The organism is Halorientalis sp. (assembly GCF_028275115.1).
GTDB lineage: Archaea > Halobacteriota > Halobacteria > Halobacteriales > Haloarculaceae > Halorientalis.
Map to the genome: position 1 here is coordinate 42,836 of NZ_JAQCNH010000001.1, position 24,772 is coordinate 67,607.

General features: G+C 66.6%; 15 protein-coding genes and 2 pseudogenes. 7 read left to right on the forward strand and 10 right to left on the reverse strand.

From position 1 onward, the window contains the following. Positions 1 to 358 precede the first annotated feature (358 nt). Together gatA and gatC are read right to left on the reverse strand one after the other, a co-directional pair. Positions 359 to 1,639, reverse strand: a complete 1,281-nt coding sequence (gene gatA, locus Q0964_RS00225) for an Asp-tRNA(Asn)/Glu-tRNA(Gln) amidotransferase subunit GatA (RefSeq protein ID WP_299262181.1) — start codon at positions 1,637 to 1,639, stop codon at positions 359 to 361. Next, positions 1,639 to 1,917 (reverse strand): Asp-tRNA(Asn)/Glu-tRNA(Gln) amidotransferase subunit GatC, encoded by a 279-nt coding sequence (gatC, locus tag Q0964_RS00230; RefSeq protein ID WP_299262183.1) that lies wholly within the window; start codon positions 1,915 to 1,917, stop codon positions 1,639 to 1,641. The genes gatA and gatC overlap by 1 nt, the downstream gene beginning before the upstream one ends. A gap of 219 nt (positions 1,918 to 2,136) precedes the next feature. On the opposite strand from gatC, the gene Q0964_RS00235 reads away from it, so the two are divergent. Then, complete coding sequence (locus tag Q0964_RS00235; RefSeq protein ID WP_299262184.1) at positions 2,137 to 3,123, forward strand: transcription initiation factor IIB; 987 nt, start codon at positions 2,137 to 2,139, stop codon at positions 3,121 to 3,123. A 42-nt stretch (positions 3,124 to 3,165) separates the two neighbouring features. Here Q0964_RS00235 and Q0964_RS00240 read toward each other — a convergent pair whose 3' ends face one another. Next, a complete protein-coding gene (locus Q0964_RS00240) occupies positions 3,166 to 4,299 on the reverse strand; it encodes an asparagine synthase C-terminal domain-containing protein (protein WP_299262186.1) in 1,134 nt (377 codons plus the stop codon). After that, positions 4,296 to 4,979 (reverse strand): PHP domain-containing protein, encoded by a 684-nt coding sequence (locus Q0964_RS00245; RefSeq protein ID WP_299262188.1) that lies wholly within the window; start codon positions 4,977 to 4,979, stop codon positions 4,296 to 4,298. Before Q0964_RS00245 ends, Q0964_RS00240 begins: the two co-directional genes overlap by 4 nt. A 277-nt stretch (positions 4,980 to 5,256) precedes the next feature. Here Q0964_RS00245 and Q0964_RS00250 point away from each other — a divergent pair. Both Q0964_RS00250 and Q0964_RS18525 read left to right on the forward strand, forming a co-directional pair. Next, positions 5,257 to 5,572 (forward strand): annotated as a pseudogene (locus tag Q0964_RS00250) (helix-turn-helix domain-containing protein); the annotation flags it as partial. After that, positions 5,567 to 5,767 (forward strand): annotated as a pseudogene (locus Q0964_RS18525) (DUF7521 family protein); the annotation flags it as partial. The pseudogenes Q0964_RS00250 and Q0964_RS18525, both read left to right, overlap by 6 nt. A gap of 48 nt (positions 5,768 to 5,815) precedes the next feature. On the opposite strand, the gene Q0964_RS00255 reads toward Q0964_RS18525, so the two are convergent. Further along, positions 5,816 to 6,604 carry an SCO family protein gene (locus tag Q0964_RS00255; RefSeq protein WP_299262190.1) on the reverse strand — a complete coding sequence of 263 codons (789 nt, stop codon included), beginning with the start codon at positions 6,602 to 6,604 and terminating at the stop codon, positions 5,816 to 5,818. Positions 6,605 to 6,793: 189 nt separating this feature from the next. Here Q0964_RS00255 and Q0964_RS00260 point away from each other — a divergent pair, with 189 nt between their 5' ends. The 4 genes from Q0964_RS00260 (at position 6,794) to Q0964_RS00275 (ending at position 16,185) form a co-directional block, all read left to right on the forward strand. After that, complete coding sequence (locus tag Q0964_RS00260; protein ID WP_299262192.1) at positions 6,794 to 7,936, forward strand: halocyanin domain-containing protein; 1,143 nt, start codon at positions 6,794 to 6,796, stop codon at positions 7,934 to 7,936. Between the two features lie 301 nt (positions 7,937 to 8,237). Next, a complete protein-coding gene (locus Q0964_RS00265) occupies positions 8,238 to 15,059 on the forward strand; it encodes a PKD domain-containing protein (protein ID WP_299262194.1) in 6,822 nt (2,273 codons plus the stop codon). Positions 15,060 to 15,260: 201 nt separating this feature from the next. Further along, a complete protein-coding gene (locus Q0964_RS00270) occupies positions 15,261 to 15,719 on the forward strand; it encodes a halocyanin domain-containing protein (protein WP_299262196.1) in 459 nt (152 codons plus the stop codon). A gap of 187 nt (positions 15,720 to 15,906) precedes the next feature. Then, entirely contained in the window at positions 15,907 to 16,185 is a 279-nt protein-coding gene (locus Q0964_RS00275; RefSeq protein ID WP_299262198.1) for a DUF7520 family protein, read from the forward strand. Positions 16,186 to 16,192: 7 nt separating this feature from the next. Here Q0964_RS00275 and Q0964_RS00280 read toward each other — a convergent pair whose 3' ends face one another. From Q0964_RS00280 to Q0964_RS00300, 5 genes are all read right to left on the reverse strand, one after another. After that, positions 16,193 to 17,812 (reverse strand): long-chain-fatty-acid--CoA ligase, encoded by a 1,620-nt coding sequence (locus Q0964_RS00280; protein ID WP_299262199.1) that lies wholly within the window; start codon positions 17,810 to 17,812, stop codon positions 16,193 to 16,195. A gap of 75 nt (positions 17,813 to 17,887) precedes the next feature. Next, positions 17,888 to 20,230 (reverse strand): PAS domain S-box protein, encoded by a 2,343-nt coding sequence (locus tag Q0964_RS00285; RefSeq protein ID WP_299262201.1) that lies wholly within the window; start codon positions 20,228 to 20,230, stop codon positions 17,888 to 17,890. A 140-nt stretch (positions 20,231 to 20,370) separates the two neighbouring features. Continuing rightward, positions 20,371 to 22,071: an acyl-CoA mutase large subunit family protein gene (locus tag Q0964_RS00290; RefSeq protein ID WP_299262203.1), complete on the reverse strand. Its 1,701-nt coding sequence runs from the start codon at positions 22,069 to 22,071 to the stop codon at positions 20,371 to 20,373. A gap of 262 nt (positions 22,072 to 22,333) precedes the next feature. After that, positions 22,334 to 23,140 carry a CBS pair associated ParBc domain-containing protein gene (locus Q0964_RS00295; protein WP_299262204.1) on the reverse strand — a complete coding sequence of 269 codons (807 nt, stop codon included), beginning with the start codon at positions 23,138 to 23,140 and terminating at the stop codon, positions 22,334 to 22,336. 91 nt (positions 23,141 to 23,231) lie between these two features. Then, positions 23,232 to 24,743 (reverse strand): DHH family phosphoesterase, encoded by a 1,512-nt coding sequence (locus Q0964_RS00300; protein ID WP_299262205.1) that lies wholly within the window; start codon positions 24,741 to 24,743, stop codon positions 23,232 to 23,234. Positions 24,744 to 24,772 lie beyond the last annotated feature (29 nt).

Consider the following 24,772-nt stretch of genomic DNA (forward strand, 5'->3'; position numbering starts at 1 on the left):
GACCCTGTCACGGTCTCACTGTTTGATTTCGGCCAGTCGCAACACCAGTACCGCGCCGACGAGGGAACCGTCGCTCGGCGGCGAACTGTAGATTGCCTGCCTCATTGTGTCTGTATCGTAGAACCGTTCGCCAGCCCCCGTGTGAGTCGATGGCGTGAGCCGTGTCAGGGCGAGAGGTTACACCGATCTGTGCTGTGTCGACCTCGGTGGCCACGAACTTCGCGACGTGCCCGGCGGCTGAAGCGACGACTTGGAACACGGCGAACGTCCGGTGGCCCTCTCGGGTTCGGTGGCCTATTTCGACCAGCGAGAACGGGGCGCGGGGGAACGAGGACGCTCCGTGGAGCAATCGGGACCCTCAGGCCAGCGCACTCCCGGCCCGGATGATATCCACCTCACCGAACGCCGGCCCGACGAACTGCATCCCGACGGGGAGGCCGTCGTCGGTCTCGCCCGCAGGCACGGAGATGGCCGGCAGGTTCGCGAGGTTGACGGGTGTCGTGTTGGCGTCGGCCAGGTACATCGTGAGCGGGTCGTCGAGGCTCTCGCCCATCTGCATGGGCGGGACGGGCATGGTCGGCGAGGCCAGCACGTCCGCCTCGGTCAGGGCCTCGTCGAAGTCCGCTTTCACCCAGGCGCGGGCGTCCTGTGCTTTCTTGTAGTACTTGTCGTGATAGCCCGCCGAGAGGGCGTAGGTGCCCAGCAGGACGCGGCGCTTGACCTCCTCCCCGAAGCCCTCCTCACGGACGCCTGCGAACTCCTCGTTCCAGTTGCCCTCGTAGTCGGGGCTCGGCCCGTAACGGACGCCGTCGAACCGCGCCAGGTTCGAGGAGGCCTCTGACATGGCGATGACGTAGTAGGCCTCGACGGCGTGTTCGGCCGAGGGCAGGTCGACCTCGTGGTAGCTGGCACCCTGTGCTTCGAGGTCGTCGATGGCGTCCCAGAAGGTCTCGACGACCGCCTCGTCGGCACCCTCGACCAGTTCCGTCGGGATGCCGATTTTCATGCCCGTGACGTCGTCGTCGGCAGCAGCGGCGTAGTCGGTGTCCGCGCCCTCCTCGCTGGCATCACGGGTGGTCGCGTCGTGGTCGTCGGGGCCGGCGATGACCTCCAGCAGTTCGGCCGCCTCCGCGACCGAGGGCGCGATGGGGCCGATCTGTTCCAGGGAGTTCGCGTAGGCGATGAGGCCGTACCGTGAGACGAGACCGTATGTGGGCTTGATACCGACGACGCCACAGAACGCGGCGGGACAGCGGACGGAGCCGCCGGTGTCGGTGCCCAGGGCGAGGTCGGCGTCACCGGACGCGACGGCCGCCGCCGAGCCCCCGGAGGAACCACCGGGAACGTGTCCCGGTGCGGCAGGGTTCTCGGTGGGACCGAACGCGGAGGTTTCGGTGGTTGTACCCATCCCGAACTCGTCCATATTTGTCTTGCCGGTGATGGTCGCGCCGGCGGCCGTGAGGCGCTCGACGACCGTCGCGTCGTAGGGCGGGACGTACTCTTCGAGCATCGCCGAGCCACAGGTCGTCCGGACCCCCTCGGTGGAGATGTTGTCCTTGACCGCGACGGTCCGGTCTGCCAGCGGGCCGCCGTCGTCCGCCTCGATTCGTTCGTCGGTGATGTAGGCGTTGTGCGACATTAGGAAACCTTCGGACCCTTGAAAAAGCCGTCCTCGTCCTCGGGGGCGTTCCGTAGCGCTTCGTCCTGGTCGAGAGAGTCACGGACCTCGTCGGCCCGCATCACGTTCGCGAGGTCCGTCTCGGAGTCGACTTCCGGAACCTCGTCCAGCGTCTCGAAGTAATCGAGGATGTCCGCGAACTGCTCGACGAACCGGTCGACCTCCTCGTCGTCGAGGTCGACGCGGGCCAGCGAGGCGACGTGGCGCACGTCCTCGGGTTCGACGGCCGAATCGCTCATACTCGCGGCCAGGCCCGGACCGGCGGTAAGGGTTTCGGTACATTGGCTTTCGGTCGTAGATTCGGTCGCTCGCGGGCGCGCCCGCGCAGGGAGAGGCCCTGAACGGCCAAAATCGGTGCGCAGGGCCCGTCAGAATGCCGGAACCTTTAAGTTGGCGCACCCACAATATGAGATTGCTTCAGAGAGTTTCTCGGGCATCAGCGCCCGCCGATTTAACCAATGACCGACACCACCATCAGAGAGTATTCGGGCGAGCGCGAGCGCACGCGCGAAGATTCGACGGAATCGAACGAGCGGGAAAACGAAGAACAGGTCGTCTGTCCGGAGTGCGGCGGTTCGCTAGCAACCGACTCCGAACGCGGCGAGACAGTCTGTGAGGACTGTGGGCTGGTCGTTTCCGAAGACGAGGTCGACCCTGGGCCGGAGTGGCGTGCGTTCGACGCCAAGGAGAAAGACGAGAAGTCACGTGTCGGCGCCCCGACCACGAACATGATGCACGACAAGGGGCTGTCGACGAACATCGGCTGGCAGGACAAGGACGCGTACGGCAACTCCCTGTCCTCACGCCAGCGTGAGAAGATGCAGCGCCTGCGTACCTGGAACGAACGGTTCCGAACTCGGGACTCGAAAGAGCGTAACCTCAAGCAGGCGCTGGGCGAGATCGACCGCATGGCCTCCGCGCTGGGTCTTCCCGAGAACGTCCGCGAGACCGCCAGCGTCATCTACCGACGCGCGCTGGACGAGGACCTGCTGCCGGGCCGATCCATCGAGGGCGTCGCGACGGCTTCGTTGTACGCCGCCGCACGCCAGGCCGGAACACCGCGCAGTCTCGACGAGATCGACAGCGTCTCCCGTGTCGACAAAGACGAGATCGCCCGGACGTACCGCTACGTCGTCCGAGAGCTGAGCCTCGAGATTCAGCCGGCAGACCCCGAGAGCTACGTGCCCCGCTTTGCCTCCGACCTCGACCTCTCGGAGGAAGTTGAGCGACGGGCCCGGGAACTGCTGAGTTCCGCCAAGGAGAAAGGCGTCCACTCCGGGAAGTCTCCCGTCGGGCTGGCAGCGGCGTCCGTCTACGCCGCCTCCCTGCTGGCCAACGAGAAGGTGACCCAGTCGGAGGTTTCAGAAGTCGCCAGTATCTCCGAAGTTACCATCCGCAACCGCTACCACGAACTGCTGGAAGCCGAAGACACGGTCGCGAAGTAACGCCTGCGACGCTTTTTCCCGAGCACCGGTCGCCGGTGACGGCTACGCGACCAGCGACTGGACGTACTTCCTGACGTGTTCGCCCATCCGGCGTTTGTAGCCGGCCTGCCGGGCCAGCCGATCCAGTTCTCGAGCGATCAGACTGCCGTACTGAACGGCTTTCTTCTCTCGCCGAAGGACGTTCTCGGGGAGCCACGGAGCTGCCGCCCGCCGGAGCGCGACTTTCCGCTCGCAGTCACTCCGTTCCTCGTTCGGGCCGGGTTCGGCCACGAGCAGACGCCCGGATAACGGGAGCGCGGCTGCGACGACCCGGTCGTGTAACAGCGGCGCGACAGGTTCGACGCCCGCAGCCCGCAACGCCAGTACGTCCCGCTCCAGCTGGTCCGGTAGTGTCGTGACGGTTTCGCGGCGGGCACCCCGGACCGTCTCGGCGGTGAGGCGGGTGTCGTCGGAGGCGCCGGCGACCTTGGCGTAGCCGCCGAACAGTTCGTCGGCACCCTGTCCAACCGCCACGCGGTCGTAGCCGTCGGCGGCGACGCGTTCGGCCACGAGATAGAGTCCAAGCGATATCTGGACGTCCATGACGTTGGTTCGTCCAGTGGCACGGACGAGGTCGGGGACGGCGCGTTCGAGGTCCTCGTGGGTGAGTTCAACGACGGTGAGGTCCCGATCCATCGCCGCGGCGGCCGAACGGGCGGCTGCCACGTCGTGGCTGTCCGGAAAGCCGGCGACGTACAGCGGTGCGTCCAGTCTGGCGGCCAGAATGGCCGAGTCGACGCCGCCGGAGAAGGCCACCGCGAGTCCGTCCTCGGCTACGGCTGCGGTACTCACGTCGACGGCCTGCCGGACCCTGTCGACGGCCGCGGCGTCGTCGTCTGTCGCGGGTGGCTCCGGGAGCGTCCAGACGTGTTCGTCGCCGTCGACGGTGCGGACGTGTCCCGGGGGTACCGGTTCTGGGTCGGTCAACCCGGTCGGGTCGGCACTCCAGGTGGTCGGGTCGTCGGCATCGGAGAAACACGGGTATCGGCCGAGCACGTCCCGGACTAACGGGGACCGGGGGGCGGTCGCGTCGGCGTCCGGGTCGTCGAGTCGGCCCGCGAACCCTCGGGTTCCGGGCAGCGGGTCGGCACTGTCGAGCGCGGCACGAACGGTCGCCGGGTCGGTGCCGTCGATCATCGGAGGTCGGACAGTCGGCGCTCGACACGACGCTTCACGCCCCCGGCGGCCTGCCGAAAGCTAATCCGCCAGGGCGTTCGCTTGCCCTCGACGGTCGTGCGACCCTGGCGGATGGCGTCGAGGATTGCGTCGACGCTGCGCTCGGCCGCGTCGATGCGGGTGACGGCCTGCCCGATCATCTCGCTGATATGTGCGTCGCTGCCAGCGGTCATCGGCATGCCGTTGCGGCGAGCGAACCGTTCGGCCTGACGGTTCGAGCGTCCCGTCAGCAGTCGTGAGTTGTACACTTCGATGGCGTCGGCGGCTGTCAGCGTCTCTTGGGAGACGTTCGCGAGGACGCCGCTCCGAGACTCCTGAAACGGGTGTGGGACGACTGCGATACCGCCGAGCGTGCGAATGCGGTCGAGCGTCTCCCCGAACGACAGGCCGGGCGGGATCACCTCGCGAACCCCGAGTGCGAGGACGTGGCCGGCGGCCGTCGAGACCTCCATACCGGGGATGCCGACGAGACCGTACTCCTCGGCCTTTTCGACGGCCGATAGACTGGCCTCGATCTCGTCGTGATCGGTGATAGCCAACGCGTCCAGATCGATGGCCTGTGCCTGTCCCAGAAGCAGTTCGATGGGGTCACGGCCGTCGTGAGATAACGACGAGTGAGAGTGCAACTCGACGGCGAACACGCACCCTTATTGACCCGGCCCTGTTAAAAGGGAACCGGTCCGTCAGTCACGCGTTCATCGACACACAGGCGGGCGACGGGGTGTCTTCTTTTGTATTCATAAGTACTGGCCGCCACGTTACGTGGGTCGAACGCGTTCGCCGAACGAGCGGCCAAACCCGGACACACGGCCGCTACCGACGCTCGTGTGTCGGAGCGAGTATAACTGTCACCAATCGTGGTGGCGATACAGGGTCCGAGACCCGTTCGCGGACGAGGACCGGTCCGGTCTACGGGGCGTGCTCGACGCGCTGGACGACCCGAAACGTCGAGCCATCGCCTGGAGCCTCGATGAACCCATGACGGCCGAAAAGTATCGGCGGCCTGTGACGTCCCGCTGTCGACCACCTACCGGAAACTGGACCTGCTGACCAAAGCGTCGCTGTTATTCGAGGGGGTGGAGATTCGACCCGACGGCCACACGCCGGCCAGTATCGGGTGAACTTCGGGGAGGTCGTCGTGGCCCCCGACGAGGACCGGGCGGTCAAAGCCGGCCTCAGTCGGACCGCCCGGACCGCAGACGAACGACTGCGGGGCCGCTGGTCGGAGGTGCGGGTAATCAATTACTTCTCGTACAGGACCGTTCGTCGAACCGGCGCGAAGCCACCTGGGTTCCTCGCGCGGGGGCTTGCAGTCGGAACCCCCGGGAGTACCCTGGCCAGCGTATTCGACCTCGTTCTGTCGCTCACCCGGGAGGGCACTATTATCGCCGAGAGCGCCCTCACGACACGAGGCGTTGCCGTCATCGTCTATTGGCTGTACGCACGGTGGCTGGGCCGTCGACGACTGAAACCCTGTTCAGGCCGTCCTGAGCCGGTCCATCGCGTCGGGCAACTCGGCGGCGGCCGTCGAAGTCGCTCCGCTTCCGTGCCAGAACCGTTCGACGTAACCCTCGGCGTTGACCAGCAGAATCAGCGACCGGTGTGTGAACATATATTCCTCGTCAGTCCCCGTCGGTGTCCCGGCCGGGGTCGCAGCCGATGACGTCGATGGTCCGGCACCGGAGTCGGCTGCTGTCGTCTCGGCGTCCGTCCCTCCCGAACCGGGTTCTGTCTTCTCGAAGTAGACGCCGAACTGGTTCTGCACGACTGTCTTCGCCCGCGCCTCCGTCTCGGGGCGGAGGAAGGTCCAGTTGCCGACCTCGAGCGAGATGCCGCGCTCCCGTGCGTACGTTCGGAGGCGGTCGGGCGTGTCCCGCACCGGGTCGAAGGTGATTTCGGCGAAGTCGACGGCGTCAGCCCAGCCCTCCTCGAGGGCCTTGCCCTGTGCCGACACGAGCGCCTGCGTCAACAGTGGACAGGCCGTCATGCAGTTACTGAAAATGAACGTCAACGCGAGGGGCCCGTCGAAGCCAGTCGTCGTCGCCTCACCCCCGCCCAGCGCGTCCGGGAGTGTCGCCGACGGAATCTGCTGTCCCCACGCCGGAAATCGAACGTCCTCGGCGTCGAAGGACATCTCCTGTTTTGAGAGCTTCACGTTCGGGTGCCGGTCGGACGGACCGTCCTCGTCACCGCCGAGACAGCCGGCGACGGCGACCGTCCCGGCTGTTGCGCCGAGCGCGGCCCGAATGTACTGTCGTCTGTCCATTACGCACCGATAGCGGTTGGACGGGCTAAAGTCGTGTGTTCCGGTCCGGTCGTGCCCAGTCGGCACACGACCGGCGATTCCCGGGGACCAGGACTCACGGCGGAGATTAATTGGGGTGAGAGCCAAGCACGAACGATGACAGACCACGTGTTGGTGCCCATCGACGCGTCGCCGCTGTCCGAGTAGGCCGTGACGTTCGCGTTGGAGGAGTCCGACGACGACGCGGCGGTCACCGCATTGCACGTTCTGGACGTCATCGAAGCGGGCTACGGCGCGCCGATGGAAGCGTCGCTCCCGGGCCGCTGGGAGAACTGGCACGAGAGCGAGAAGGAGAACGCCGAACAGTTGTTCGCCGACGGGCATGGCGTCACGCTGGAGGCGGCGACGACGCGCGGCCGCCCCGCCCGGAGCATCGTCGAGTACGCCGACACCGAAGCGGTCGACCGCGTCGTCAGGCGGAGCCGCGGCCGGTCGGGCGTCTCGCGGATTCTGCTGGGCAGCGTCGCCGAGGCGGTTCTCAGACGGGCACCCTGTCCCGTCACTATCGTCCGCCGGGTCACTCGGCTGGACTCGACGAAGTGGTGTGGAATGGATTCGCAACCACTGTTACGTTTAGTCGGGCTTATACTGGACGGTGAAAAATCGAGGCATATGGAGACAGAACGTTCGAACGAATCCGACGGGGCGGCCAGTCGTCGCGGCTTTCTGCGGACGGCAGCGACGGCTGGAGCGGCCGCGGGCGTCGCGGCAGGTGCGACCGGCACGGCGACGGCACAGGACGGAACGGAGATGGGGTCGAACGGACCGAGTTTCGACGGGTGGCTGGCCGACACGACCAACTACGACGGTGAGGTCGTCGACATGACGGGACAGGACGCTGTGACCATCGCCGTCGGGGGCGACGGTCTGGTGTTCGACCCGCCCGCAGTCCAGGTCGACCCCGGAACGACCATCACCTGGGAGTGGCAGGGTGGCCGACACAACGTCGTCGGTGAGAACCGCGACTTCGACAGCGGCGACCCGGTCAGCGAGACCGGCGCGACGTTCGAGCAGACCCTCGAGGAGGACGGCGTCGTGAAGTACCTGTGTGAACCCCACCAGGGCGTGATGCAGGGCGTCGTCGTCGTCGGCGACGCGGCCCTCGGTGGCGAGGAAGAAGGCGGCGAAATCGTCCTGACCGACGGCCTGCTGGCTATTGGAGCGGCGATCGTGCTGGGTGTCCTCTCGCCGATGCTGTTCGCGGTCTATCTGGCGCTCAACGGCGAGGAAGTCGGCGGCGATGACGACGACAGCAGTTCCGGCGACAGCGACCTCAAACGGATCGACCCCTGAACGGCTACGGGGTCGAACCCCGAGACACTCGCCTGTCCCGCGTACCAGAAACCGCTCCTCTGAGACCTCGAACCCACGCAGAGTTCGGCCGACCGCACCGATTCCGACCCTCTGACTTTCGGTTCCCCTATCTGACATCTATTTTTCTCGACTTGTGCAACACATTTATGTTAGGACAGCCGGATAGTGGTGTAAATCAAGAGGTATGGATTGGTCGTGGGGTTGCGGTCTCGGTGGGACGGGATCCGTGGCGAACGGTACGTATCGTGATGAAAGCCGCGCGGGAGTAACTGTTCGGGCGTTGCTCGGGCAGTTAGTCGTCGTTGGCCTGTTACTGTCGCTCGTGGTGGCGCCAGTGGTCGGTCTGACAGTCGGGGGCCCGTCGAACGTGGCCAGCGGCGTGGTGGGACAGCAGCAGGACGAACCGCTCGAAGGTGGCGGTGGGGGCGGCGGAACGAGCGGGACACCGACGGAAACTGACACCCCGACGCCGACGGAAACTGACACCCCGACGCCGACGGAAACTGACACCCCGACGTCGACACCGGGAGATGGACCGAACGACACCGACGGCTCTGGCGAGTCCGACGACGGTGGCAACGGCTCCACAGGTGGAGGCGATACCGGCGACGAGAGCGCGACCGACCTCCGTTCGATCGACGTGGGCGAGACTCGCAGCGGCGAAATCGACGCTGATGATCCGAGGGTGTCCGCGTACGACGGGTACCACGAGCCGGTTACCTTCCAGGGGACGGCCGGCGACACCGTGACCGTCGAGATGCGCTCCGGCGGGGACAGCTACCTCTACCTCGTCGGGCCCGACGGGACTGTCCTTGCCGAGAACGACGACGGAGGAGTTGGCCTGAACGCGACGATCGGTCGGGAGACCCTCCCCGAAACCGGCCAGTACCGAATCATCGCGGCCAGTTTCTTCACCGACGACACGCTCTCGTACGAACTGAGCCTGACCGAGACCCAACCGGGCACCGACCTCGACTCGATTGCCTTCGGCGAAACGAAGACCGGCGAGGTAGACTCCGGAGACGAGACGGGATTCTCCGAAGTAACGGAGACCGTTACCTTCGAGGGGACACAGGGTGACCGTGTCCGGGCGACCGTCGAGACGGACGTGGACAATCTGGAGATAGCGGGAATCGAGACGACAGCGGGCGTGTCCCTCGAACCGGTACGGGACGAGGGGAGCCTGGCGTACGAGACTGTCCTCCCGAGTGACGGCAGCTACACCGTTTCAGTAGCCACACCACAGACGGACCTACCGGCGTCGTACGACCTGACGCTTCGAAATCCCGGCGAGGTGGGACCAGCGGACGGTGACCTCCGCTCCATCGCCCTCGGCGAGACGAAAACCGGACTCGTCGACTCCACAGACCCACAGACGGCTCAGGTAGCGTTCTACGAGCCCGTCGAGTTCGAGGGGACCGACGGCCAGACGGTCCAGATCACACTGGACGCGCGAGTCGCGGACGCGTTCCCGAGGTTCGAGGTGCGCAGTCCCGACGGGAACCAACTCGAGACGACGGACCTGTCGGAGGACGGGGGTACGGTCACCGGGACCGTCGAGTTGCCGAGCGATGGGACCTACACCGTTAGGCCGAGCCTCGGCGAGGGCGAGTTGGGGGCGTACGACCTGACCGTTGCGCTGGCGGACGGGTCCACGGGCGCGCCACCGACGGCCTCGGTCGACGCGTTCACCATCGGTGACACGGCGTTCCTCGACGCCACTGCGAGCGACGCGACCGGTTCGGTGAGCTACGAGTGGGCCTTCGGTGATGGGACGACCGCGACCGGCCAGGCCGTCACCCACGCGTACGACGCGGACGGTTCGTACGACGTCGAACTGACCGTCAGCAACGGGTCCGGCACGGATACGACATCGGCCAGTGTAGACGTGGCCGCAGGCGAACCTGCGTCGGTGTGTCAGAACGCCGAGAACCGCCCGCCGGGCCTGTTCGAACCGTTCGAGAAGTCCACGGTCGTGGCGGCCTGTAGCGGGCTCCCGACCGTAATCGCGCCGGCGCCGACCGCGGAGGGCCGGTCGCTCGTCATCGGAAACACCACGTTCCTCGACGGGAGTGTGTCGACGGCGACCGGGGAGGTGAGCTACGAGTGGGCATTCGGCGACGGGACGACCGCGACCGGGAAATCCGTCAGCCACACGTACGATTCGGACGGCACCTACCAGGTCCTGCTGACCGTCAGCAACGAAACCGGCACCGACACGGCGACGACAGTCGTCAACGTCGCGCGGGCGGACGTGAGCCCGGTGTGTGACGATGCAACACGACTGACGACCGGTATCTTGGACGCGTTCAGCGAGGGGTCCGTCAGAACCGCCTGTGCCGACGCTCGGGCTGCGGCCGACCAGCGACTCGTTCCCGACTTCGAGCTGTCGAGCGACCCGGTCGTCGGGGAGTCGGTCGAGTTCGACGCTGGCCCGACGACTGCGGAGGGGACGGTTCGGAGCTACGAGTGGGCGCTCGGGAACGGCGAATCTGCGACCGGCGAGACGGCGACGGTCACCTACGAGGAGGCGGGGTCGTACACCGTCGAACTGACCGTCACGGACGAGCAGGGCAACAGTGATACCATCACTCGGTCCGTCGTAGTAGGGGCCTCGGCCGGGCGTATCGTCGTCGACGACGACGGCGGCCCGGACGCGGCCTTCCGTCGACTCCTCCCGGCATTGCAGGCCGTCAGCGACGACGGGACCGTCGTCGTCAGACCGGGGACGTACAATGGGACCGGAACCGTTGAGACGAGCGTCGGGGAAATCGAGTCGGGGCCGGGTGTGCTGCTGAACGGGAACGTCACGGTCGCCGCGCCAGACGGCGCAACACTGACGAGCGAGGGGACCAGCGGTATCGCGGACGACGGCTTCAGGGTCGCAGCGAGCAACGCCGAACCGACCATCGTCGGGTTCACTGTCCGTGGCTTCGACGACGGAATCGACGCTCGGGACGGGTCCGACCTGACCGTCTCTGGGGTCACCGTCGAGAACGCCGAGGTGGGCGTGAACCTATTGCGGTCCGACGGTTCGGTCTCGCTGTCGGACGTCACTGTTCGTGACCCGAGTGAGACGGGTGTGCGTGCTGACGGGTTCGCCGGCGACCTCGAACTCGTGGACGTGACCGTCGACGGCGCGGGTGGTGCTGGCGTGCGTGCGACCCAGTTGGCGGCGACGGGCACACTCACGGCGACCGGCCTGCGAATCAGCGACAGCGGCGGTGACGGAGTGACGCTCGCCGGCGCGGTGGGGTCGTGGGAACTGGACGGTGCGCGGGTCGAAGGCGCCGGCGACGCCGGTGTCGACGCGGCAGCGACGACCGGCGACTGGGAGATTCGCGGGAGTACGTTCACCGGGAACGACGTAGTGGACGTGAACGCACTCGATGCCGACGGCGTCTGGCGAATCCACCGGACGGAGTTCGAGGACGCTGCCGGCATCGACGCCCGTGGTGCGTCGCCCGGAGGGACCGCCCGCCGGAACTGGTGGGGGACTCCCGACGGTCCCGCAGATGGGACGTGTTCGGGGGCTGTACTCTGTGGAAACCCGCTAGGTGAACCGGTCAGCCCGGCCGCGACCGGACTCACGGCGACCGTCTCTGACGGGGACGAGGCGACGCCCTTCCCGGGGACGACAGTGTACCTCTACCAGAAACAACCGCTCTCGGTCGAAGATCGGAGTATCACGACTGCCGACGCGCTGGCCTCGGAAGCCGGGCGTGAGTACTACGACGACTCCGACGGGGAGATTACCCTCCCGTTCGACGGCGTCGAAGTCTCACAGACTGCGGACCGGGTGGTCAGGACCGGACCCGAAGGCATCGTCCGGTACACCGGACTCGAGGCCGGCGAGTACTGTCTGCTGGTCGCGCCACCGAACCGGAGTCCGCGGGACGTGAAGACCCAGTGTATCGCGGTCGAGTCCGGCGACGTGACGTCGACGACGGTGACACACACCGACACGACGCGGTTCGACCACATGACCGACGAGGTGTCTGCGTTCCGGTTCGCCTCCCGAAACCGCCGGACTGACGCGTTGCGTCGGGCATACAACGCACACATACAGACCGGGACCGTCCTGGAGGAAGGCGACCCGGTTCCCGGCGTCGACAGTTTGGCGAACACGTTCCTGGACTCGGTGATCGCGGGGGTCGCCGCGGATCCGAAGAAGGGAGGAGGCACCAAGAGCCCGCGACAGGCCGCGAAAAGCGTGTTCACGGAGTTCGCGACGTCGGTGGCGAAATCGAGTGCGACCACGGTCACTGCCAACCAGATCAAAGAGCGGTACGGCGCGCTGGTCGCTGGCGCCGTCACCAACGACGACGCCGAGGAGTACAAGACCTACACACAGCAGTTCGAGAACAACGAGTGGCTCACCTCGTTCCCGTACGGCGACGTCCAGAAGGCGGGCGACGAGTACCGGGACCTCTCGACGGCCGTCGAGGCCGAGCGGTTGATCGGGGAGACGAGCGACCGGTTCGCGGAGTTGCGGTCACGGAACGTCGACGTGTGTTCGCTCCCGAACCCGCCCAGGGGGTGTGTGTTCAGGGACGCACTGACCAGCGAGGACGACGGGCAATCGCTACCCGGCGGCGGGTCAGGTCCGAACTACGATCCAGCGGCGATGGAGGACGTGCTGGAGACCCAACGGGATGCGATCGCGGGTGAGTGGGTCGCGAACGGTCTCGTCGTGACGCCGGACGGAGCTGTCTATACGGTCAATCAGAGCGCCGGGGCGCGGGCGTCTCATCGGCGCGCGTATCAGAACTTCCAGGGGTCACAGGGTGCGAAGAAACTGTCCTCGTTCGTCAGCCGCATCGGTGGGACCATCACCGACGTGAGTGTCGCCACCAAGAACCCGTACGGATTCGCCGTCGGGACCGGGGTCGAGGCGGTCGGAACCACGGGCAAAGTGCTGTACACGATCGAACGCGAGAAAGCGCGCTTCGCGACGGTCCAGCGGTTCTTCAAGACCCACCTGTACGCGATGCACGACGTCGACAACGTCGGGAACGTCAACGGGGACGTGAGACAGTGGCTGTCCTCGGAGTACCGGGACCCGTCGGTCGGTGGCGTCGACGGACGTATCGAGACGGCGCCGACGTTCTCCGAGGACGAGAACGGAGTGCAGGTTGTCGACGCGAACCGACCCCTCGAAGAAAACACAAACGTGGACATCAAGACGCGGTACGTTGACGAACGCCGGATCAGTGTCCGCAACACCGGGACCGAACCCGCTCCGGTGCGGGTGGTGAGCGTCGCGACGTACCGTTCCGACCGGAGCGACTTCAGCACCTACGGACAGGCGACGACGGTCCCGGCATCCAGCGAATCGGCCGCAACGCTGGACCCCGGAGAGACACTCACGGAGGACACGACTCTGACGCTGTCGGAGCCGATTGGCGACCCGTTCCGCGTCTACTTCCAGCACACGCTCCTGTTGATGGAGGGGAAGGTCGTCGACACCGCAACCGATCACACGTTCTTCGACATCCGGGACCTCGACTGTGAACGTGGCGGTCGACAGGGCAACGTCGACTGCGCCGACCCGGACGGGCGGACCGGGTACGGGCGTGACGAAGCCGATAGCCCCGACCCCGTGCCCCCGGAGACAGCCGCGTCCGGCACGCTCAGGGTCCGTCGGCCCAACGTGGCACTGACAACCGCCTCGACGGAATCCGGACTGGCGATGGCCCAGGAGTCGTTCACCGACGACCGGCCCGAGGTCCGGCAACTGTTCGACACCAACCTCACGGCCGAGGACGGGCGCGTCACGGAGTCGCTGTCGACCGGTCCGGAGACACACAGCCTCAGCGTCCTCGTTGTGTCCCCGACGGGTGCCGAGACGTCGCTTCAGCTGACCGACGCGGCTGGCCGGACCGCTGGGCGTGACCCGGTGACTGGAACCGTAACCACCGACATCCCGAACGCGACCGTCTCCGGGACCGGCGAGATGGTCCAGTCGGTGCGAATCGAGAACGTGAGCCGTCGCGACATCGGAGTTACCGTGGCCGGGAACGCGACGGGTCAGGACTCGGCCCCGGTCGAAGTACTCGCGGTGACGACACCCGACCGACCGGCCGTGATGGGGCTCGTCCCGTCGGCGGTCGACATCGAGGCCACGCCGGGAGCGGACCGGCGCGGGTCGATCCGGGTCGTCGAGAGCGGCGGACAGGAGTCGCTCGGCGCTGTCGAGGCCACCGCCGGAGAACTCACGAACAACGCGGGGACGGCGCTGCCGGGAACGGTCGCCGCCGTCGGTCCCGACGGGACCGTCGGCGTCGGCGGGGCCGCGAGTGTGAACCTGACCGTGTCCGTTCCGGTGGACGCGGCGGTCCCGGAGGGCGAGCCGACCCGGTTCACCGGTCCGGTCACGGTCGAGTCGGAGAACGGCGGGTCACTCGACGGTCGCGCGTCGGTCATCGTTCTCGATTCGGACGTGTCCGGCGCACGTCTCGTCAGCGCGTCCCGCGGTGTCACCGGCGTCCGGCTCGACAACGCGACGGCTGACGGCACCGTCGACGGCGACGGGCGTCCGGTGGCCGCGTTCGACGTGTTCGTCCGCGGCGAAGGGAACGTGACGCTGCGGCTCCCGACCGACGCTTCGTCCGGCCCGTTGAACGCCTTCACGGCGGCCGAGGGCGATACGCCCCGGTACGACGTCGACTCCAGCAGTGTGAACGCAACGGTGACCCTCTCCGACGGCGAGCACCGACTCGTGTTCACTCGGCCGCCGGACAGTCCCGGCACCTCCGGCGCCACTGGGGACTCAGACTCCGCCGGCGACTCCAGTTCCGCCGGCGACTCGGACGCCGCCGGGGACGTCGGGACCGTGACCGGGGAGTCGGACGGCACCGACGGTCCGGCGACGGCCACGAGGGCAACGGACACGACCACGGCCACGGTGCCCCCGACGACGGAGGCGAGTGGAGAGCAGACCACGGCCGCGAACGAGTCCGTCCCGACAGTCACGGCAGAGACGCCCGCCCGCCCGGCAGCAGACATCGAGACGACCGCAGACGGTCCCGGGTTCGGGCTGTCCGTGGCCGTCTTTGCGGCGCTAGCCGCGGCGCTCCTGTGCTACCGGCGGCGGGCTTGACACTACGACTCGCTACCCGAGCGTCGCCCCGGCCGGTGCGGACCGCACGGACGAACGAGAGCCGACCGGAAGTCACGTTCACAACGCCGCACACACGCACGTCGGACCGCTCTCACGCCGTGGGAACGAATCCATCTACTTACCAGTGTGCACCTCCGATATCGTGATGAGATGACCAGCGATATGCAGAGACGTCGGTTCGTGCGTGGAATTGGAGCGGTGGCACTGGCCGGCGCGTTGGCGGGCTGTAGTGGCGGTGGCGACGGCGCCGCTACGGGCGGCGGCGACGGCGGGGACAGTGCCAGCGTTCCCGGCGAGATCGACAGCTACCTGAACGACAACGACGCCAACCAGTACGGCGGCAATGCAGCGGATATGACGGGACAGGACAGCGTCGATATCAGTGTCGGGGCTGGAAACCAGGGGTACGCGTTCGACCCTGCTGCGGTCGTCGTCTCGGCCGGAACCGAAGTGAACTGGGTCTGGACTGGCAATGGTGGCCAGCACAACATCGTCGCGGACGACGGGACGTTCGAGAGCGAGCGTATGAGTTCGGCAGGCTCGAGCTTCTCGCACACCTTCGAGGACGCGGGCAACTACGGATACAAATGCGTGCCCCACCAAGCGCTCGGAATGTACGGCGCGGTCGTCGTCGAGTAACGGCGTCGAACGTCCGCCTTTTTACCCGGGAGCGGCTAGCACCGGCTCAACTGACCACCAGCACGAATCCGGTGACGAACATCATGATTGCGATTCCGGCCAAGACGAGAAAGAGCAGGTCTTTTTCGCTCATTGGCCTCACGTACGAAGTGAAACGGCTAATTACCTTCGCCTCTAATTCAAGCCAATGGCAGATACGGCCACCCGGTCCCCGGCGAGTCGTTCGGGCAATCGCGTCGTCCTGTTCATCTACCTCGTAATCGTCGCCATCGCCGGCGTGATGGGGTTCATTCTCGGTAACGCTCGCCCGGAAGATCTTGACCCGGAGCTGTTCGGGTTCATCCAGTTGCCACCGACGGCCATCGGGACCGCACTCTACGGCATGCTCACGGTCGGCTTCGGGCTCGGTATCCTGCTGGGGCTCGTGATCTACGTCTCCAACGAGTACGCCGACGGTGACGGCTGAGAGCGGCTCAGCCCTGTCCGACCATACTGTCCTCGTCGTCCCACTCGCGCTCGCGGAGTTCGTACTTCTGAACCTTGCCGGTGGCCGTCGTCGGGAGTTCCGCGACGAACTCGAACCGCCGAACGAGTTTGTAACCGGCCAGCTGTGACTCACAGAACTGCTTGAGCTCTGCTGTCGAGACCGGCGGGTTCTCCGGGTCGTCGTTGGCCGGAACGACGAACGCCTTTGGCGTCTCGCCCCACTGCTCGCTGGGCGCCGGAATGACTGCGACCTGGCTCACCGCGTCGTGTTCGTAGAGCGTGTCTTCCAGTTCGATGCTGGAGATGTTCTCCCCACCCGAGATGATGATGTCTTTCTTCCGGTCCTGGATGGCGATCATCCCGTTGTCGTCGACTACGGCGAGGTCGCCGGTGTGATAGTAGCCCTCGATTCGGTCGGTGAAGGCCTCCTCGGTGGCGTCGGGTTTGTTCCAGTAGCGGTCCATCACCTGGTTGCCCCGGACCACGACTTCTCCGATGGTTTCGTCGTCCCGTGGGACCGTCTCGCCGTCCTCGTCGACGACGCGCACGTCCGTCCCGAGGTAGCCCAGTCCCTGGCGTTTCTTCACTTTGAACCGGGCGTCGCTCTCGTCGTCGAACAGTCGGCGGGCGTCGGAGGTGGTGATGAGCGGACCGGTCTCGGTCGCGCCGTAGACGTGTTTGAGATGCCAGCCGAACTCGTCTTCCACCGTGCGGATCGTGGCTTCCGGCGGCGCGCTCCCGGCGGTGGCGATCCGGACCGCGTTCGCCCCGGCGGTCGCCATGTCGCCGTCTTCGCTCGCGTAGTAGTCCGAGAGCATGTTCAGCACCGTCGGCGCGCCACACATGTAGGAGACGTCCTCGTCGACGACGGTGTCGAAGATCCACTCGGCGTCGACACCGCGGGTGCAGACGTGGGTCGCGCCCATCCCGGTGACGGCGTAGATGTGGCCCCAGCCGTTGACGTGGAACATCGGCAGGGTCCAGAGATACACGTCGTCGTCGCGGAGTTCCTGGTGGACGGAGACGAGGTAGGCGTGTATCGTCTCGGTCCGGTGGGTCCGGACGACGCCTTTCGGGTCGCCGGTCGTCCCCGATGTGTAGTTGATCGTGATGTCGTCGTCTTCGTCCATCTCCGGCCGGTCGTAGCCGGTACCGGCAGCCTCGATCACTTCGTCGAAGGCGTCCCAGTCGCCGTCGACCGCGTCGGCGTCGTTCGTGACGAACGTCTCGGTCGGCACGTCGTCGCGGACGGCCTCGATGCGGTCGGCGTACTCGTGGTCGGCGTAGATGGCGTCGACCGCCGCGTCCGAGAGGATGTACTCGAAGTCGTCGGGGACTAGCCGGTAGTTCAGCGGTGTGTGGACCGCGCCGACCTGCATGCTCCCGAAGGCCGCTTCGAGGTGGTAGTGAGTGTTGGGGTCCAGTACCGCCACACGGTCGCCTTTCTCGACGCCGTGGTTCTGCAGGAAGGCAGCGAACCCGTCGGCTCGCGCGCCCAGTTCGTCGTAGCTGTACCGCTCCCCGGTCGTCGCAACGACGGCCTCCTGCTCGCCGAAGTGGCGTCGTGCTCGGTCCAGGAAGTCCGTAACCAGCAGTGGTTTTTCCATCGCGACTCGCAAAACGGGCGAAAACCTAATAGAAGTTTGCGACGACTCCGTGGCGTGGGAACGGCCGTTCGGGTCTCAGCGGTCCGCGGTCGCGCCGAGGGTAACGGGTAGCGACATCGCGACGACCGACCCGTCGGGGCCGGCTTCGGGGACCGAGATCGAGCCGCCAGCCGCGGTGACAGCCCAGTTGGCCAGCCACAGGCCGAGACCGCTCCCGTGGTCCAGTGGCGTCTCGGAGCTCCCCTCCAGCACGGCACGGTCCTGGTCGGGGAGGCCCGGGCCCTCGTCTGCGATCCGGACCGTCACGGTGTCGCCGTCGCTCTCGACGTCAACCTCGACGGTCGGTTCGGCGTTGGTAGCGTGTTTGATTGCGTTCTCGAGCAACTCACGGATAGCCACGTCGAGCGTCGGTTCGACGGCCGCCACGGTGTCGGCGTCGCCCCGGACCGTAATCGTCGCGTCGGGGTGTTCGCCGGACAGCGACTCGTTCACGCGGTCGAGCAGCGAGCCGACCTGGACGCTGTCGGCGTCGGGGTCGCGCACGTCAAGCTGGCCGAACGTCCGTGCCTTCTCACCCAGTTCGGTCAGCCCGCGAGCCGTATCGAGAATGCGCGCGAGGTGGGCCCGCTCGTCGCCGGAGGTCAGGGAGTCCTCGATCATCGAGGCCCGGCCGATGATGACGTTCATATCGTTGCGGATGTTGTGGCGGAGGACGCGGTTGAACACACTCAGAGCCTGTTCACGATGTTTGCGGTCCTGCACGTCGCGAACGCTCGCCAGGACGTGGTCGGTGCCGTCGAGTTCGAGTTCGGCGGCCGACACCTCGACCGGAATGCGGCTGCCATCGCGGTGGCGCATGAGCAGTTCGTCTGCCCGCGCCCGGCCGGTGGACAGTGTCGACGCGACCAGCCTTCGGAAGGCGTCGAGGTCATCCCGACAGAGCGTCGACGGGGCCGTCGTTCGTAGGGTCGCCCGGTCGTAGCCGAGCAGTTCACACGCCCGGTCGTTGCAGTTCACGACGGTGTCGGCATCGGGGTCGACCAGCAACAGGCCGTCACTGGCCGACTCGAACATCCGACTGAACCGCTTGCGTGCGGTCCGGAGCTGGTCGATCCGGTCGGTCCGTTCGAGGGCGGCCACGACGTTCGAGCCGAGCATCCCGGCCATCGATTGGTCGATCTCGTCGAAGGTCGCCGCCGTGCTGGAGCCGGCGACCAGCACACCCTTGGTGTCCAGCGGAACGACGAGCAGACTCCGTATCGGTTCGGCGAAGCCGGTCCCGTCCAGGCCGTCGGTGTCGTCGTACTCCGAGGGGGTCCCGTCGTCCAGCGTCTCCCAGAGACGGGCCCCCGCCCCGTCGGCTCTGCCGAGCGGGTCGGGGTCGGCCGGGCACCCGTGGCTCGCGGCCGCCCGGAGCCTCGTCTCGGGGCCGTCGCCCACGAGCCACACGCGTGTCCGGGGTGCATTGAGGGCGGCCACGGCGACTCTGGCGGCCGTCTCACAGACCGAGTCGGCCGTCGTCGCTCGCATCAGGTCGGCGGCGCCGTCGTGGAGCGCGTCCAGCGCCGCCCTTCGGCGCGTCCGTTCGAGTTCGTGGCTCAGCCAGCGGGCGGCGAGACTGACGAACGCTCGCTCCGCCTCGCTGAACGGGCCGTGGGGTGACCGGTCCATGAAACAGACCGTGCCGTACAGCGATCCGCCGACCGTGATACGCGCCCCGAGGTAACACTCGATGTCGTTTTCCTCGTAGGCCGGGTCGCCGTCCCAGCCCTGTTCGGCGGCGTGGTTGAACGCCAACACGTCGTCGGACTCGATGGTCCGCCGGCAGAACGTCGTCGGGAGGTCCATCAACTCCTCGGGTTCGAAGGACAACTCGCCGACGCTCGTCACTATCTCGTACCGTTCGGGGCCGCGGTCGATCGTCGAGAGGTGGGCGTTCTCGACACCCAGCCTGTCGCGGCCGATTCCGAGGATTCGGTCGGCTTTCTCTTGGAAGGAAAGCGTCGCGTTCGTCGCCACGTCGTAGAGGTCACGCAGGTACCGCTCGTCGGTGTCGGGCGCTGGCGACCCGTCCCGGGTCTGCAGGCCCTGTACGACGCCGCGCACACGGTTTGCCAGCGCCGCGAATCGGTTCCCCTCGCAGACCACCAGGTCGGTCGCCTCGGCCGCGGTCGCCCGGGAGCGGACGCTCGACGCGTCGGCCGGCGTCGCGAGGACGACCAACGGCACGTCGCCCCGGTCGCCGAGCGCGTCCCAGTCCCGGTCCGAAAGCGGCGCGACGGCGACGACACAGTCCGGCACCGCCCCGTCGGCGTCAACGAGGACGACGTCGTCGTAGACGGTTTCGAGAGCTCGTAGAACGTCGCCGCGGTCCCCCTTGGTATCGGTGACGATTCGGGTCGTGAGTCGCGCGGTCATCACTGAACCGGAGTCCGAGGGCAGGCACGGCCGGAAGTGTCTGCAGAGCGAGTAGAGAGAGGCGTTCGGATAGTCATATTACCTCAAACGGACGGAGAGAGCTTCAAAGTACGGGACGGTTCACGACTGGTGACGCGCACTCAGGCCAGTCCGACGGTCTCCTGGTAGGAGCCGTAATGGTCCTCGAAGACGCCCATAATCTCGCCCATGGTCGCGTACGCTTTCACTGCGTCGACGATGGCGGGCATGACGTTCTCGTCGTTCGCAATCGCCGCCCGGACGTCCGTCAGCGCGTCGTCGACCGTTCCGTCGTCGCGTTCGGCTTTCACCGTCGCCAGGCGTTCGCGCTGGCGGTCGCCCGTTGCCTCGTCGACGCGTAACAGGTCCGGCGATGTGTCCTCGGCGATGGTGTACTCGTTGACGCCGACGACGACTTCCTCGCCCTCGTCGACGCGCTCCTGGTACTCGTACGCCGAGTCCTGAATCTCGCGGTGGAAATACCCGTTCTCGATGCCCGTCAGCACGCCGTCCCGGACCGATCCATCGCCCATCCCCCTGAGCTCCTCGAGGTAGGCCATCGTCTCGGCCTCGACCTCGTCGGTCAGTGTCTCGATGGCGTAGCTCCCGCCGAGCGGGTCGACGATGTCGGCCGCGCCGGATTCCTCGGCGATAATCTGCTGGGTCCGCAGGGCGACCCGCACTGCCTCCTCACTGGGCAGGGCCAGTGCCTCGTCGAAGCTGTTGGTGTGGAGACTCTGGGTGCCACCCAGCACGCCCGCGAGCGCCTGAATCGTCACGCGAACCACGTTGTTGAGCGGTTGCTGAGCGGTCAGCGACTGCCCCGCGGTCTGGGTGTGGAACTTCATCTGTTTCGAGGCGTCGCTCTCCGCGCCGTACCACTCGTCCATCAGCCGGGCGTAAATTCGCCGACCCGCCCGGAACTTCGCCACCTCCTCGAAGATGGAGTTGTGGGAATTGAAAAAGAAAGACAGCTGTGGACCGAAGGCATCCACGTCGAGCCCGCGGTCGAGACAGTCCTCGACGTAGGCGAAGCCGTCGGCGAGGGTGAATGCCAACTCCTGGACGGCGGTCGAGCCAGCCTCGCGGATGTGGTAGCCGGACACCGAAACGGGTTTGAATTTCGGCGTCTCTTCGACGGCGAACTCGACCACGTCCGTCACGACGTCGAGTGAGGCCGCCGGGGGAACGACCCACTCTTTTTGCGCGATGAACTCTTTGAGCATGTCGTTCTGGAGCGTGCCCCGGATCTCCTCGCGTGGCACCCCCTGCCGGTCCGCGAGCGCCAGGTACATAGCGTAGACCACCGGCGCGCTCGGATTGATCGTGAACGACGTCGAGACCGCACCCAGGTCGATCCCGTCGAAGAGAATCTCCATGTCCCGGAGCGTGTCGACGGCGACACCCTCCTTACCCACCTCGCCCTGGCTCATCCGGTCGTCGCTGTCCAGTCCCATCAGGCTCGGCATGTCGAACGCGACGGAGAGGCCGGTCTGTCCCTTGTCGGTCAGGTAGTGAAATCGCTCGTTGGTCTCCTCTGCCGTCCCGAAGCCGGCAAACTGCCGCATCGTCCAGGTCCGGCCGCGGTACATCGTGGGGTAGACGCCGCGTGTGTACGGTTCCTCGCCCGGGAAGCCGATGTCCGCGTCGTAGTCGCGGTCGGCCACGTCTTCGGGGGTGTACAGCCGGTCGACCTCGTGGTTCGATACGGTCGCGAACCGGTCCTGACGCTCGCCGTGGCGCTCCAGTACCGGGTCGAGTGTCTCGCGCTCCCACTCCTCGCGGTCCGCCTGGATGGCCGCGAGGTCGTCCTCGTCGTACATGCCAGCCAGTTACACACGGGGTTCGTTTAACAGTTCGGCCGGAGTGGTGGGGGGTCACCTGGTCGGGCCGGAGTCGTCCACGACTGCCTCACCGTGGCGACCCTCGCTGCCAGCGAAGCACGGCCACGTCGTAGCTCGTCGACAGCGACAGTCCGGCCTCGTCGGACACCGTCACGCGGTCCGTCAGAGCAGTCCGCTGTGGGAACTCGGGGGCGGTCCCGGCCGGCTCACAGGCCGTGTCGAACTGCCGGGGCGGGGCGGCTCAAGCGTCGTCTTCCTGCAGTCGCTTGGTCGTCTTGACCAGTGGGTGGTGGGCGTACTCGACTTCCTCGATGTCTCCGATCGACGCCAGACTCTCTTTCCGTGCGGTCTCGGCCATCCCGAGTTCGACGCGCTCGTCGATGACGATGACGTAGGCGTCCATCTCATCGATACCGAGGCTGTCGGCGGCTTTTACACGGTGGTGGCCGTCGGCCAGCAGGAACGCGCCATCGTTGTCGATGACGACGAGCGGTTCGGCCAGCCCTCGTTCCAGTTCGTACCGCCGTCCCTCCAGTTCGTCGGCGTAAACCCGGCTCTGCGTCGGCGTGAGCCGTTCGAGGGACACTTTACGGCGGTCCTCACGGGTCTCGATGTCGTGAATCGTCTCCAGAGTTCGCTGGAGTTTCTCGACCTTGCCGGGTGTGGCGCGTTCGATCTGGCTGCGGATCACGTCGGCGTTGCTGATGATTCCGACGAGGTTGCCGGCGTCGTCGACGACGGGGAGCCGCTGGATACCCGACCGGAGGATGACGCGACCGGCGTCGTCGAGTTTCATGTCCGGATGAGCGACCAGCAGGTCCTGAGTCATGACTTTGAAAATGGGTTCGTGGTCCGCCGCGAGCAGGAGGTCACGGGCGCTGACGAACCCCTCGACGTGACGGCCGTCACAGACCGGGAACCCACTGTGGGTGTCGTCGCTCTCTGCGATCCGGCGAGCGACGGCTTCGACCGTGTCGTCGGGCGAGACGGTGGCCACGTCCCGGGTCATGTAGTCTTCGACGCGTGGCTTCTCGTCGTCGGAATCCATCACCTGGGATATCTCCCCGCGTCGTAAAAACCCCTTCGGCAGGCGATTCTCGACCGTCACCGCCGACGCGGAACTCGCAGGACGGATTCGCTCACCGGTCGTTCGCGAACGGGCCACCCGGCATCAGTCCCGTCCGCTCGCCCCGTGGGCGTTCCTGTAGCGCCTCGAAGAACCGCTCTGCCACGAACGCCTCTGCGTCGCCGGTGAGGTCGACAGTATCGTCGGTGTCGGTACTCTCGTCCTCGCGGTCCTCGGTCGTCCCCTCGGCCGTCGCTGGGTCGAGTGCGGTGTCGACGACGGGAATCTGTGCGCCCGCCATATCGGCGTGGCCACCGGCACTCCCGATCTGGTCGAACGCCGACCGGAGCGTCTCGCCCATATCGAGGTCGGTCCCCCTGGCGCGACCGGAGACGTAGACCACACCGTCGATGTTCCCGTAGACGACGGTCGCCTGAACGTCCTCCAGGTTCAGCAGTCGATCCGCCGCCTGCGCGAGCGCGTCACGGCCGCTCAACTCACCGACACAACTGGTCAGGACCGGCCCCCGGCGTTCGCGGTTGGCGATGGCTCGTGCGATCGTCTCGAGCGTGTCGCCGCTGATCGACGGGGACTCGACCCGGTCGAGCGCGTCCATGTCCGCGGCCTCGACGACGGTCCCGGCTGCCTCGAAGTCGGCCGTCGAGACTTCCCGCGTGAAGTCGTCTGTATCGACCCGGATGCCAAAGAGCAGTCCGGTCGCGACTGTCTCCTCGATGGTGATGCCGAACTGGTCGAGATACTGCACCAGCAGGGTGCTCGTCGCGCCGACGTTGCTACGGAGGTCGACGAACCCCGCTTCCGCCGGGGCACGGGGCGGGTGGTGGTCGATGACGATGTCGACTGGTGTGTTCTTCGGTAACTGGTCGTTGACTCCCGGTCGGGAGTGATCGACCAGCGCGAATCCGCCGAATCGACCGAGGTCGGCGTCGGGTTCGAGCCGAGTGAGGTCGAACTCGAGGAGGTTGACGAACGCACGATTCTCTTGATGAGAGATACGCCCGTAGTAACACACCTCGGCCTCGAGGCCCAGCACCGCCGCGAGTCGCTGGAGCGCCACCGCGCTCGCGATGGCGTCCGGGTCCGGGTTGTTGTGAGTGACGATAGCCAGCGGTTCGTCGACCGCCCAGAACGCCCGCCGAAGTTTCCGAGCCTGGAGCCCCTCGTCTCCAACTCGACGGTGTAGGAAGTCGCCAGTCACGGCACCGGGTTCGACGAGCGTGTCGGTCAGTGACCGCAGTTCCGAGAGGATGGTCTCGTCGGGTTCGAGGCCGGCGAAGGCGAACAGCATCGCGTCGGGGATGGCTTCGCTGGCGACTGTCGCCCGGCGGTAGTTCTCTCGGGGGTCGTCGCCCGCGACCACGACCGTGTCGACACCGTCGGCGTGGGTTTCGAGCGTCGCGACGTCGAGACAGTCAACGTGCGTCGCGGCCACACCTTCCTCGCGCAACCGCTTGACGCGGCGTTCGTTCTCGTCGAGAACCGATACCACGCCCGGCCTGTCGACGAGCGCAGAGACGAGGTCGTGGCCGACCGACCCACACCCCACGACCAGCCGGGTTTGCATATACCTCCATGACGGACGAACGCCGATAA

What these genes read in the sequence shown, in the direction of transcription:
- gatA (WP_299262181.1), bottom strand. Translation starts at nt 1,639, where the DNA reads ATGTCGCACAACGCCTACATCACCGACGAACGAATCGAGGCGGACGAC.
- gatC (WP_299262183.1), bottom strand. Translation starts at nt 1,917, where the DNA reads ATGAGCGATTCGGCCGTCGAACCCGAGGACGTGCGCCACGTCGCCTCG.
- Q0964_RS00235 (WP_299262184.1), top strand. Translation starts at nt 2,137, where the DNA reads ATGACCGACACCACCATCAGAGAGTATTCGGGCGAGCGCGAGCGCACG.
- Q0964_RS00240 (WP_299262186.1), bottom strand. Translation starts at nt 4,299, where the DNA reads ATGATCGACGGCACCGACCCGGCGACCGTTCGTGCCGCGCTCGACAGT.
- Q0964_RS00255 (WP_299262190.1), bottom strand. Translation starts at nt 6,604, where the DNA reads ATGGACAGACGACAGTACATTCGGGCCGCGCTCGGCGCAACAGCCGGG.
- Q0964_RS00275 (WP_299262198.1), top strand. Translation starts at nt 15,907, where the DNA reads ATGGCAGATACGGCCACCCGGTCCCCGGCGAGTCGTTCGGGCAATCGC.
- Q0964_RS00280 (WP_299262199.1), bottom strand. Translation starts at nt 17,812, where the DNA reads ATGGAAAAACCACTGCTGGTTACGGACTTCCTGGACCGAGCACGACGC.
- Q0964_RS00285 (WP_299262201.1), bottom strand. Translation starts at nt 20,230, where the DNA reads ATGACCGCGCGACTCACGACCCGAATCGTCACCGATACCAAGGGGGAC.
- Q0964_RS00290 (WP_299262203.1), bottom strand. Translation starts at nt 22,071, where the DNA reads ATGTACGACGAGGACGACCTCGCGGCCATCCAGGCGGACCGCGAGGAG.
- Q0964_RS00295 (WP_299262204.1), bottom strand. Translation starts at nt 23,140, where the DNA reads ATGGATTCCGACGACGAGAAGCCACGCGTCGAAGACTACATGACCCGG.
- Q0964_RS00300 (WP_299262205.1), bottom strand. Translation starts at nt 24,743, where the DNA reads ATGCAAACCCGGCTGGTCGTGGGGTGTGGGTCGGTCGGCCACGACCTC.